Source organism: uncultured Kriegella sp., assembly GCF_963975415.1.
Classification (GTDB): Bacteria; Bacteroidota; Bacteroidia; order Flavobacteriales; family Flavobacteriaceae; genus Kriegella.
Genome location: NZ_CAXBGN010000001.1, coordinates 585027 through 597758, shown reverse-complemented (window position 1 = coordinate 597758; position 12732 = coordinate 585027). Strand labels below are relative to the sequence as shown.

Annotated in this window: 10 protein-coding genes; 6 read left to right on the top strand and 4 right to left on the bottom strand. The window is 39.2% G+C overall.

Translation table 11 applies throughout. The features are described 5' to 3' along the window. Positions 1 to 153: 153 nt before the first annotated feature. The 4 genes from AACZ88_RS02440 to AACZ88_RS02425 are packed head-to-tail and all read left to right on the top strand — an operon-like array spanning position 154 to position 5627. Entirely contained in the window at positions 154 to 417 is a 264-nt protein-coding gene (locus AACZ88_RS02440; RefSeq protein ID WP_339705661.1) for a DUF4834 family protein, read from the top strand. Between the two features lie 33 nt (positions 418 to 450). Further along, entirely contained in the window at positions 451 to 2895 is a 2445-nt protein-coding gene (locus tag AACZ88_RS02435) for a YfhO family protein (RefSeq protein WP_339705658.1), read from the top strand. After that, complete coding sequence (locus tag AACZ88_RS02430) at positions 2895 to 4166, top strand: glycosyltransferase family 4 protein (protein ID WP_339705655.1); 1272 nt, start codon at positions 2895 to 2897, stop codon at positions 4164 to 4166. The genes AACZ88_RS02435 and AACZ88_RS02430 overlap by 1 nt, the downstream gene beginning before the upstream one ends. 6 nt (positions 4167 to 4172) lie before the next feature. Then, positions 4173 to 5627 (top strand): oligosaccharide flippase family protein, encoded by a 1455-nt coding sequence (locus AACZ88_RS02425; RefSeq protein WP_339705652.1) that lies wholly within the window; start codon positions 4173 to 4175, stop codon positions 5625 to 5627. Between the two features lie 148 nt (positions 5628 to 5775). On the opposite strand, the gene AACZ88_RS02420 is transcribed toward AACZ88_RS02425, so the two are convergent. From AACZ88_RS02420 to AACZ88_RS02410, 3 genes are all read right to left on the bottom strand, one after another. Continuing rightward, positions 5776 to 6210, bottom strand: a complete 435-nt coding sequence (locus tag AACZ88_RS02420; protein WP_339705649.1) for a hypothetical protein — start codon at positions 6208 to 6210, stop codon at positions 5776 to 5778. A 163-nt stretch (positions 6211 to 6373) separates the two neighbouring features. Then, positions 6374 to 8035 carry a matrixin family metalloprotease gene (locus AACZ88_RS02415; protein WP_339705646.1) on the bottom strand — a complete coding sequence of 554 codons (1662 nt, stop codon included), beginning with the start codon at positions 8033 to 8035 and terminating at the stop codon, positions 6374 to 6376. A gap of 32 nt (positions 8036 to 8067) precedes the next feature. Beyond that, a complete protein-coding gene (locus tag AACZ88_RS02410) occupies positions 8068 to 8496 on the bottom strand; it encodes a hypothetical protein (protein ID WP_339705643.1) in 429 nt (142 codons plus the stop codon). Between the two features lie 893 nt (positions 8497 to 9389). Here AACZ88_RS02410 and AACZ88_RS02405 point away from each other — a divergent pair. Both AACZ88_RS02405 and AACZ88_RS02400 read left to right on the top strand, forming a co-directional pair. After that, on the top strand, positions 9390 to 10112 hold the full coding sequence (locus AACZ88_RS02405) for a hypothetical protein (protein ID WP_339705641.1): 723 nt from the start codon (positions 9390 to 9392) through the stop codon (positions 10110 to 10112). A gap of 65 nt (positions 10113 to 10177) precedes the next feature. Beyond that, entirely contained in the window at positions 10178 to 10663 is a 486-nt protein-coding gene (locus tag AACZ88_RS02400) for a GAF domain-containing protein (RefSeq protein WP_339705639.1), read from the top strand. Between the two features lie 55 nt (positions 10664 to 10718). Here AACZ88_RS02400 and AACZ88_RS02395 read toward each other — a convergent pair whose 3' ends face one another. Beyond that, positions 10719 to 12488 (bottom strand): alkaline phosphatase, encoded by a 1770-nt coding sequence (locus AACZ88_RS02395; protein ID WP_339705637.1) that lies wholly within the window; start codon positions 12486 to 12488, stop codon positions 10719 to 10721. Positions 12489 to 12732: the final 244 nt, after the last annotated feature.

Genomic DNA, 12732 nt, shown 5'->3' with positions numbered 1-12732 from the left:
ACTAGCATCTTTAAATCTGATTTAAGTTCGAATCGTGCTTAACAAAACATTATGTTACCTTTTTAAAAAATGCGTTTTAATATTATTTTAGGACTTTTGCCCTCATTATACAACGTGAGAATTGTATTTTTGATATATATAATTCAAAATAATATGGCTTTTTTAAAGACGATATTAATTATCTTATTGGTATACTACCTTTTCAAGACGGTTGTAAAATGGTTCGGACCAAAATTGTTCAGTTATGCCGCAAAAAAGACAGAAGCACATTTTAATGAAAAGTTTGGCCAGTTTGTAAATCAAAATAGAGCGGAAGAGGGGCAAGCAGGGGATATAATAATTGATAAAAAAACTGCCCGCAAGGGAAATTCTTCAAAAAAAGTTGGTGAATACATCGATTTTGAGGAGGTAGATTGAGTATTTTAGCACTTCCAACCACCAAAATTATTCATGAAAATAGGTCTTAAAGCTTTTTTTGCCCATTTTTTCGTTACTGTCTTTTTTGTAATTGCCGCATTGGCATATTTCAATCCCGTACTTCAAGGTAAAGTAATAGAACAGTCAGATATACGACAGTTTACGGGAATGGCCAAGGAGCAAAATGATTTCAGAAAGAAAACCGGAGGAGAAGAACCGTACTGGACGAATAGTGCTTTTGGTGGAATGCCAACTTACCAACTGGGCGCCTACTATCCCCACGACTATGTGAAAAAATTGGATCGTTTGATTCGATTTTTACCACGTCCGGCGGATTATTTATTTCTCTATTTTATCGGATTTTACATTTTATTATGCTGTTTAAAAGTTGATTTTAGGCTGGCGGTATTGGGGGCATTGGCTTTTGGCTTTTCTACTTATTTGATTATTATTCTGGGTGTAGGTCATAATGCTAAGGCCCATGCTATTGCATATTTGCCCATGCTATTGGGTGGAATAGTTCTTGCTTTTAGGGGAAAATATTTTTGGGGATTTGTTTTGACCGCCATCGCCATGGCTTTAGAGGTAGGAGCGAATCATTATCAGATGACCTATTATTGTATGTTGTTAATTTTGATAATGGGTTTAGTCTATTTAGTAGACGCTATTAAAAAGAAGGAATTAAAACATTTTTCAATAGCGGTGGCCATTCTTATTGGCGCCGTAATTTTAGGGGTAGGTGCCAACGCTACAGGACTCATGGCGACGAAGGAATATGCGGATTGGAGTACGCGTGGAAAATCAGAGTTGACTATTGATCCAGAGGGCAATGCTAAAGAAAATTCAGGAGGGCTTGATAAAGGGTATATCACGCAATACAGTTATGGCATAGCGGAATCACTGAATATATTTGTTCCCCGACTATTCGGTGGAGGTAGTTTTGAAGATTTAGGTGAAGACTCCAAAACCTATAGTTTTCTATTGGATCAAGGGGTATCAGTACGACAGGCACTTCAATTTTCAAGTCAATTACCTTTATATTGGGGGGCACAGCCTGGCGTTGCTGCTCCCGCTTATGTGGGGGCAATTATACTCTTTCTGTTCCTACTCGGCCTACTCCTGGTAAAGAACAAGGCTAAATGGTGGCTTTTAGGTGGTTTTCTCATGTCGCTGGTACTTTCTTGGGGTAAGAATTTCGGTTTATTGACCGATTTAATGATCGATTACTTTCCGCTATACGATAAATTTCGAGCCGTATCTTCAATTCAAGTAATTTTAGAGCTTTGTGCCCCGGTTCTGGCCATTTTGGCATTGCGGGAACTATTTAGTTCCGAGACGGGCGAAAATCACAAAACCAAGGCGCTCAAATATTCCCTGTTTGGAGTATTAGGGCTAGGTCTTCTATTGCTTATTTTTAAGGGACAATTTGATTTCACCGGAGCAAGCGATCCAATCTACAAAAGGAATTTCGGCGACGAAGTGGTTTCGTTGATACAACTGGATAGAAAGGCCGTATATAACAGTGACCTTTTTCGTTCTTTGATTTATGTTCTTTTGACGGCATTGGTACTTTGGTTCTATCTCAAAGGGAAACTAAAGGAAACCTTGACGATTATCGTGCTGGGTATTCTGATAGTCTTCGACTTGGTAGGCGTAAATCGGCGCTACGTCAATGAGGATGATTTTGTTGCAAAGCGAAAAATGACGCAACCCTTCCCAGAAACACCTATGGATCAACAAATATTAGAAGACGACGGTGTTTATCGAGTTTTTGATCCTTCTGAAGGCGTAAATGGCGCCCGCACTTCATACTATCACAAATCTATTGGTGGTTATCATGCCGCAAAACCTGCGGGTCTTCAAGATCTTTTTGATTTTTATATTTATCAAGGAAATATTGGAGTTTTGAACATGCTTAATGTAAAGTATGTCATACAACAAGATGAAGAGGGCCAAAGCTATCCGGCAACGAACCCCGATGCCAATGGAAATGCATGGTTTGTTCAAAAACTTGTGCCAGTAAACAGTGCCGATGAGGAGATAAAGGCTTTGGGAAGTTTAGATACCAAAGAGGAAGCGGTATTCAACACCCGCAGTTTTTCAAATATAGAGACATTTGATTTTGAAATAGATTCTACAGCCTCGATTTCTTTGCAACGGTATGAACCGAATCACCTGACCTACGAATCCAATAATCCGAATACGGGAGTTGCCGTCTTTTCCGAAATGTATTATGCCCATGGATGGAATGCTTATATCGATGGACAAATCACTGGTCATTTTAAAGTTGATTATGTGCTTCGGGCACTTGAAATTCCTGAAGGAAAACATACGATTGAATTTAAATTCGAACCACAAATTGTGGCTACCGGTAGCAAGATTGCCCTAGCATGTTCATTGGTACTGGGTCTGATTGTTTTTGGAGGTGTCGGATTCGCTTTTTGGCGCTCCCGAAAGGAAGAAAAAACAGACGCTTAATGAAAAAGGTGCTGATCATCACCTACTATTGGCCACCTGCGGGCGGCCCTGGTGTGCAGCGATGGTTAAAATTTGTAAAGTATCTTCCTGAGTTTGATGTCGAACCTGTCGTATATATTCCTGAAAACCCACATTATCCTATTCAAGATGCATCGTTGATGGAGGAAGTTCCGGAAGGAATTTCAATATACAAACAAAAGGTTTTTGAACCCTATCGCCTTGCAGGACTTTTGTCTCCAAAAAAAACAAAACGCATTAGTTCAGGGATTATAAAAACAAAAGATCCTTCAGTTTTGGAAAAAGCCATGCTCTGGATTCGTGGTAATTTTTTTATTCCTGATGCCCGGAAATATTGGGTCACCCCGTCGGTAAAGTTTTTGTCAGATTTAATCGTAAAGGAACAAATCGAAACCATTATTACTACTGGGCCGCCGCATAGTGTTCATTTGATCGGACAACAGTTAAAAGAAAAGCACGCTTTGAAATGGGTGACCGATTTTCGTGACCCATGGACATCGATCGGGTACCATAAAAAATTACGTTTATCGGCTGCTTCCCAGAAGAAACATAAACAAATGGAGCATTTGGTATTGAATACTGCCGATCAACTTATAGTCACTAGTGAGATGACCAAGAAAGAGTTTGGAGAGATCACGAACAAACCTATAACGGTCATAACAAACGGCTATGATAACGATTTTAAGGGCAAAGTAGTGCTTGATAAGAGCTTTACCATTGCCCATGTAGGATCATTACTTAGCGGTCGAAACCCCAATAACCTTTGGAAAGCACTTTCACAACTCGCTTCTGAAAATGAAATGTTCAGGGCTGAATTGCAGTTGGAGTTTTTAGGGGTGGTAAGTGAAGATGTGCTAAATAGCCTAAGTCGGTATGAATTAGTGCCCTATATAAAATTAAAGGGATATGTTTCGCATGTCCAAGCCGTTCGTAGGCAACGGGGCGCCCAAGTGCTACTTTTGGTTGAAATTGATTCTGAGGAAACTGAGGGTATCGTTCCGGGGAAAATTTTTGAGTACATGGCGGCAAAACGTCCTATTTTGGCCTTAGGTCCAAAAAATTGGGAGGTACGAAACATGATTCGCGAGACCCAGACAGGAGAGGTATTCGATTATGAAGCGACAACCCAATTAAAAAATGTACTTTTAGATTGGTTCAAGGCATATAAGAAAGGAGTGTTGACTGTTAATTCGGGAAATATCGAAAAATACAGTAGAAGGGAGCTCACCCGAAAATTGGCCCAAAATCTTTAGGCTTTTATGGGAATCGTTTTAAAACAATCACTTAAAAACACTTTGGTAACGTACCTCGGCTTTGGAATAGGCGCGGCGAACGTCTTGTTTTTGTATACCAATTTTTTGACTGACGAATATTATGGGTTGGTCAATGTGATTTTATCGGCCTCTACTATTCTGATGCCCCTTTTGGCCTTTGGAGTTCCCAATACCCTAGTCAAATATTATAGTAGTTTTCAAGACGGCCGAACTTCCGATGGCTTTTTGACCTTGATGCTTTTGTTGCCGCTTGCACTCATACTTCCTGTAGCCCTGATAGCTTGGGTATCCAATGATGCCATCGGTGATTTTTTGTCTAAAGAAAATGCGTTGGTCAAGGAATATGTTTGGTATATTTTTCTCATCGGTATGGCCATGGCCTATTTTGAGGTTTTTTATGCTTGGGCACGCATTCGAATGAAATCCGTTTTCGGAAATTTCATGAAAGAAGTTTTTTCTAGGGTAGGGGTGACACTCCTCTTGGTTCTGGTCTATTTTGATATTATTTCGGTTCTATTTTTTCTAAAGGCCTTGGTCGCACTTTATTTTTTGCGAACAATCGCTATGAAGTTGTATGCATATAGTGTTAGAAAACCTCGATTGGTGTTCAATTTTCCGAAAAACACTAACCAGATTATCCTTTACAGCGCTTTAATTATATTGGGCGGGTCGGCCGCAGTGGTGCTTTTGGAGATTGACAAAGTAATGATTAACCAATTTATTGAAATTGAGAATGTGGCGTATTATAGTGTGGCAGGTTTTATCGCCACGGTAATTGCCGTGCCTTCACGGGCGATGCATCAGATAACGTATCCCTTGACCGCAGAACTGCTGAATAACAACGATGCAACAGGACTTAAAAAGTTGTACCAAAAAAGCTCGTTAACATTATTTATCGTATCGGGACTTTTGTTTTTATTGATACTCTTGAATTTAAACGATTTGTACGATATGCTTCCACCGGCGTACCGAAACGGATTTATGATAGTACTTTGGATAGGGCTCGCTAAACTTTACGATGCGGTTTTAGGTAATAATAATTCCATTTTATACAATTCGGAATACTACCGTACGGTTTTGATTATGGGAGTGCTATTGGCTATTCTGACCATTTTATTTAATTTATGGCTTATCCCCAAATACGGTTTAAATGGTGCTGCCATTGCCAGTTTTTCTGCATTTTTTATCTACAATACCGCAAAACTGGTCTTTGTGAAATTTAAATTCAATATGCATCCCTTTACCTCGGAAACGTATAAAGTGATGACCCTTTTGCTATTGATAGGAGGCCTTTTTTACTGTATACAGTTTTCGTTTCATCCCATCATTAACATAGCACTTAAGAGTTTTCTGATGGGTGCCATGTATATTGGTATTTTGTACTGGTTTAAAATTTCAGAAGATGTTTTTGGGGTGTTGTCAAAGTTTTTAAAAAGATAATAGAGACTTAGTTTTTCATATTTATAGCATGATTTATCGACTTAATGATAATGATATGTTCAAATACCTAGAGTATTGAAAAATGAAAAACTATCTAGTTTCAGAGGCTTGATTATGTTTTATATCTGTTTAGATTTTAAACAAAGATTTAAGCCGATAGCGATGTTGGTGGTTCCATAATCACCCAAGTAGTTCCTTCTTTTTGAAATTTTATTTTTAAACTGCTTAACTTTATTGTGCGGTCTTCGGGAGAAGAAAAAATATTGGCGTTTAAGGTGAGTAAAAGAATGTTCCCATCTTCTTCTTCAGACTGAAATTCAAAATAAATGGTTTTTCCTCTTTTTGCTTTGATGAAGTTTATAGAAACTATTTGAACTGGCTTATTTAACCTTTCTATTCGAATACTATTCTTTATCTTTTTATCAACCAAAAAAATATCAGGTTGCGTCAATACAAAAGGTAAATCGGCAAATCGTAATGCGAAATTGCTTCCGGGAAAAACATGATTATTAAGAACAGAATTGAGCACATTTACTTTTAATTCCGACAGTTCTTTATCACTTATGGGAGTTTGAATCGGCATGGTTTTCTTTTTTATTGTTTGGGAAAATAGTTCAGAATTTTAAAATGAATAGTGAATGTTTTTTGCCATAGCCTTTTATAGTTTTTTCGAAAGTTGAGAACCAAGGGCGGCCAGCCGTCCTTGGTTCTCAACTTTAAGATTAATTAAAGCCAAAAAAGATATTTTATGAGGTAGGATACCATTTGTGCCATAGTGCAGCATCTGTACCTTTTGCAAAAACATCTATTCTTCCGTTGCCCCATGAAACGGCTTCGGGATCCGAAGATAATGTGCCGCCCAATCGTTCCCAACCAGACCATCCGCTATTATACCATTTGTGCCATAATGCCATATCATTGCCCCTTACAAAAACGTCTAGCCTACCTGCAGACCATGAACAAACTGCGGGTCCGGAAGAAAGACCCCCACCTAGCCTTTCCCAGCCAGACCATCCATTGCTATACCATTTATGCCATAAAGCGTTATCACTTCCCCTGACAAAAACATCTATTCTTCCATTACTCCAGGATACAGCTGCAGGATCGGAAGTCAGAACACCGCCTAATCGTTCCCAACCAGACCATCGACCGTTATACCATTTGTGCCATAAAGCCATATCATTGCCCCTGACAAAAACGTCTAATCTTCCGGCAGACCATGAGCAAACTGCTGGCCCGGAAGAAAGTCCGCCCCCTAATCGTTCCCAGCCCGACCATCCGCCGCTATACCATTTGTGCCATAGGGCCATATCTGTCCCGCGGACAAAAGTATCGATCCTTCCATTGCTCCATGACACGGCAGCGGGATTTGCGGTTATTACTCCGCCCAATCGTTCCCAACCAGACCATCCGCCACTATACCATTTGTGCCATAAAGCCATATCTGTTCCTCGAACAAAAGTATCTAATCTACCCGAGGCCCAAGAACATGCACCGGCACCAGAGGTAAGTACCCCACCCAATCTTTCCCAGCCTGACCACTGGGTAGCTGCACCGTAAATTGACTGTATTCCTGCAACATCATCAGCTTCAAGGTTTCTGTGGGGACCACCATAATAGGGGTACATCAAAGCTCCTGAAATTGTTGAATGTGCCAGCCCTAGTGAATGACCAAATTCGTGGGCGGCTACTGTAACTAAATCAATACCTGATGCAGGCAAGTTCACTGACCAGGTTTCTGCTTCGTCAAAATGTGCATCGCCTGCAATATCCCCGCCATTTGGTGGAGGGTAATAAGCATGTGCCAAAACCCCGCCAGGACCATCAAAAGTATTTCCGTCGCCATGGGACCCGCTTTCAAAACGAATTTTTATGTGTGGATTGTTCGAAAAAGGAACTTCGGTGAAGGTTAAGGGGGTCACCGCGCTCCATAAGCCTAAGGCTTCCGAAATTGCCGTCCTTACTTCACCTTGTGTCAAATCTGAAGAAAAGTTTTGAAAACCGTAGGTGAGGGCATTTGTGGGCCATTTGTTCCCTTGTGCGATAAATGCTGCCGTGTCGGTAAACCCACAACGAGGTTTTTTCATGAGTTCTAAGGTCGATTTATCCAATTCCCCAGTAACCTTCAATCCATTTAATTCTTGAAACTTCTCAAGCGCTAGCTCGGTATTTTGATCAAACTGTTCTTTGTTTTTTGGAGAAGAAGGTAAATCTGTTTTTAGCGCTACCCCAGAAAACTCGGCGCTTATGTTATCTTCAAAATAACCAAACTTCGTAAGATATTGATGTAGACGCTCAACGTTTATACCCTTTGACCCTTTTTTTAAATTACTTGTTTGAGGTACGTATGACTTCGTGGCGGTATCTAAGACCGCTTGCTGAACCGAAATATTTTCCTGTTTTTTCATTTTAATATTTTTAAGTTTATGTTGTTTTCTTTTTAAGATGAATGTGTCAACTGAAGCTTCCACGAGCCCGGAATGTCAATGGTCTTTAAGTTATTTTTTTCCGCTTTGATAGCCGCCGATTCATCGTTCATGCCTCCTGTGGGCATTTCCTCGTGAGTATGGATATCAATTTGGGACTCAACAGAGGTTGATTGCATCCCATTTCCCATGTTTCCTATTGGCATCTCACTATTGCTTGAAGACATCTGCGTGCTCGAATTATCTTGCATGTCATTCATATTGCCTAAGGGCATCTCATTGCCTGACGCTGGCATTTCGCCGCTGAAATTTTGTGGGTTGTCATTCATAGTACCCATGGGCATTTCTCCATCTAATGATGGCATTTGACCATCGTTCATGTTTCCCGAGGGCATTTCGGACCCTAGTATTTCATTTCCTGAATTAATCATTTTATTGTTCATTCTTTTGGATTTTAAATTGATGGGATTAAAAAGTTTCAGGTATTGTTTTACCTGCTAAGCCACCATACATGGGCTCTTAGAATTTGTTCCGTAGCAACAGTTACACTTGAAGGCAGGCCTTTCGGGGCTTTTAATCGGGAAGTATAGGGTATAGCGATTCTCTAATACAAATTCCTACTAAAGTCAAATTCCTATGTGGCTAGACGGGTATTTGTAACTGCTCTAATTTTGTAATATCAAGAAGTTTTTAGGAAGTCGGGGGGTAACCTATTTCTAAGTTTTTTTCTCTCCTCATACGCACGATGTTTTTAGGTTGAACAATAGTTTACATCGAAATTCGTGAGTGCCCAGCGAATTCATCTTGTCAAGACTTTCAACAAGGAAATGTATGCGTGTATAGGCACTAACATAATAGTATACGCTCTATCTAGGGGACTTTCAGTGTTTTTAAGATGGTATTGGTTCGACTTTTAGGGAGAAGAGCCGATTGCGCGCGTAATTTAAGTTTATTCTTTTTAATTTGACAGAAAAAATGTATGTATTGTAGGTTATTATGTATAAACGGTATGGTTTTGACGCTGCTTTTCTTAAGACCTAACTGGAGTTTTCCGGTTTGTTCATACTTCTAATGAAGTACTATTCAAATCGCTATCGTTTAAATAAGCAATAGGCCGTCTGACTTTTCAGAATTTCAAAAATTTTTTTAAAAGTTATTTTTGGCTTTGGAATCGAAGATCATGCCTAATTAGATCTAGACCCGATTTTTTCTTTATCCAAAATATTTTTATGCTAACTTTATCAGCCTATTTTGAAAATATATGGGTTTTTGTATCAAAGGCAATTTTAGTGGCTCGCTCTGTCTTAATTTTCATGAGCCCTTAAGTAATATTGTTGTGAAAGTCTATCTTCCTGAAGAATCCATTGCCAACAATAGAAAAACAAAGTATACTTTTGAAATCTTGAAAGACGAGGCAGTTAAGAAAAAGAATAAGCTTCTATTAGGGTTAGGAAAAACAGATGCTTCAGGAAATTATGAAATAAAACTGTCAGATCAATATAAGGGAGGACCCGTAGCATTTGACATTGAAGTAACCGAAGTACCCAACCAGAAAGTTAAAATTACCAAGAAAATTCAGTTTACGGTCACCACCTTACAACCGGTCTGGAAAGAGGTAGATGGTGAATCGCATTATAGTTGGCACTATTGTTTGCCTTATCATTTCTGGGGTGGTATACGCACAGCTTTCGATGCTTGGTTAATTTGTGGGCATGTGAAATCATCCTCAGATAATAGAACCCCCATTGCGGGAGCAAAAGTTTCCGCTTATGATTCCGATTGGATAAAAGATGATCTGCTGGGAACTGTATCGACAGACAGTTCAGGATACTTTCGAATTGATTATAGCAGTATCGATTTTAAACAAACATTTTTATCTCCTTTAGTTAATGTCGAAACACCCTTTTCGGCAATACCCGGGCCTGGGGTTTATTTCAAAGTAGTATCCCATGAGGGTATTATGTTATACGAAGAAGGTAAATCTGATGGTAAGAAAATGTCACGCCTTAATATTCCCAATTGCTTTGGAATTGAGCTTTATGTTGATTGTAACGCATAAATTTTTATAGGAAACCATCAAAAAGTAAATGTTTAGAAACTTTAAAAAAAATAAAAAGAATACGCATGAATAGAACAATGAAATCAAATCAAGACGCTGTTTTATCACTATTAAAAGCGACACTGGTGAACTGGCAGGCAGTGTTGGCGAAGGTTGTTGCCAATTTTGATTGTACCACAGGCACTATTCATTTTCTAGAGAAAGGTACCCAAGTTTTGAAGTTACAGGCATATCAGGGTATTCCTGAATTTCTACTCCCAAAATTATCGGAGATACCTATTGGAAAAGGAATGGCCGGTATCGCTGCCGAACGTCGGGAGCCGGTAGAAATGTGTAACTTGCAAACCGACAGTTCTGGAGTGGCAAGACCAGCTGCCAAAGAAACCAAGGTAGAAGGTTCAATTGCCGTTCCTATGTTACTCGATAGTACTTTATATGGGGTTTTGGGCATAGCAAAACCCCTTCCCTATGATTTTACTAGTGAAGAAAGCAGCGATTTATTGGCTATAGGAGTGGCCATTAGTAAAGTTATCGAAGCGGGCCAAAAATAGCAATTCCCCAATGCAATTTAAGCTCTAAAATTTGCAGATGAGAATCAAAACACCCTTATTTTGGGCTTACATTCAAAACCTGTATTATTTTTTGGAAAATCATATGGTTGTCATAAACACCTGTGAATTCGTTTGATTGGGGTCCGTAAGCAAAAAGCGGAACCATAGTTCCTGAATGATCGGTAGATGCGAAGTCGCCTTCTATAACATGATCGCTATTTGAACCGTGGGGCAAGCTAAAACCAGAAGTTTCGTGATCCGCGGTTATTATGACCAGTGTGTTTTGATTCTCATCTGCAAATTTTAGAGCTTCACTGATCGCCTTATCGAAAGAAATTCCCTCGGTAACAATACCCCCAACCGAATTTTTATGACCGTAAGAGTCAATGTTAGCACCTTCGACCATCAAGAAAAATGGCTTACCTTTTTGATTTAAATGGGCAAGACCCTGCTCGGTCAACAATGCAAGAAAATCTATTGATTCTATTTCATCAGCATAGAAAAATGCCGTGCGATCAATTGCCATCCCACCTATTTGAGAAGGAGCTTTGGCAATTTTAAAAAAACCTTTATTATCCTCTTTATAGTCGCCCTTGCCCACAACTAAATTCAGAGGGCTTTTAAAAAGGTCTTTTAAAATACCGTCAGATTGTGATCGATCGATTTGATGCGCATAAAAAGAACTAGGTGTGGCGCCTGTTACGTCATCGTTAGTTATGATACCTGTCGAAAAGCCTTTTTTAGAAAGTATTTCGGTCAGGTTATCTATTTTTTTTCCATCTTTATCAGTGCCAATGGCCCTGTTGTTGGTCTTTTTTCCAGTTGATATGGCGGTTGCCCCTGCGGCAGAATCGGTAGTGAAGTCATCGGCCGATTGTGTTTTTATAAGCCCGATATTTTTTAATTGGGTAACCGATAGATTGCCTTTGTTTGCATGTTGGGTAGCGGTAATTTGGGAAAGTCCGTTACCATCGCCAATTAAAAGAATTACATTTTTAACCGGTTTTTTCACGCCATCTGAAGCAAAGGTTGGCGTATAAACCGTTGAATAATTTTCACTGATGCCGAAAGTTCGGTCATCTAAGGTTTTTACATAATCGAAACATTCAAAAGGTTTGTCGGTGTTGATGAAATCGACCCCCATACTTGTAAATGCCTGCCATGCCGTTTTAGTATCTGGTGTTCCCCAAAAACGAAAAGGCTTTTTTAAGGCATGTCCCATTTTTATGGTATTGATTACTGTGGTGCTGTCGGTTTTGGTCAATCGACCGAGTCCGTTCCATTTCGAGAATTTCCCAAAACTTAAACTTACAAGAGCAATTTTGTCGGCTATTTGCACATCATTGACAGGGTCCAAACTTTGATAATCGAACAAAATAAATTCGGGATAGTTTACATACTCCTCAGGCATGGGGCGATTTCCGGAGATGACAAATGAGATATTACCATGTTTTGTAAGTGTCGGATAATTTTGCAAAAGCTTGGTTATCGCCTCTAAAGTAGAATAGGCCTCAGATTTTATGTCTATAAGCAATTGTAATTTGGTGTCGGTCACGACCCCAAGCGAAATGCTTTGTTGCAGCGGTTTGATGTAAAGCACTTCAAGACTTCGATCTTTTCGAATTTCATTTGCAGAATGCGCTACATAGAGTCCTCCGTCCCTTAAAAATACATCAGCTTCTATTGAAGTTGCTCCAGATGCTAAAGCATTCCAAAATGGAATGTTACGATAATAGTCATTGTGTGAGTGAATTCGATATTGGGTTAAATCTTGGGCCATGATTGTTTGACCAAATACGAGGAATAGAATAAGAACATGCTTCATTGTGAAAAATTAAAATTGTAACATTAATTGTTAAGGTGTGGTTTCCATTTTTTTTAAGATAGTCTAATTTGTGAGTAAGCTAGAATAAAATATTAGAATGAGCGATTTAATTAATCCGATGCAAGTTTTGCGATAGGATATTGCAAATTATTCTGACTTCCGCTCTGAAATAAGATGGTATTACGCGTTGCAAGATTTTATTTTTAAGTGTGATTTAAATTACTAAATTGTAAAAAAAATATAA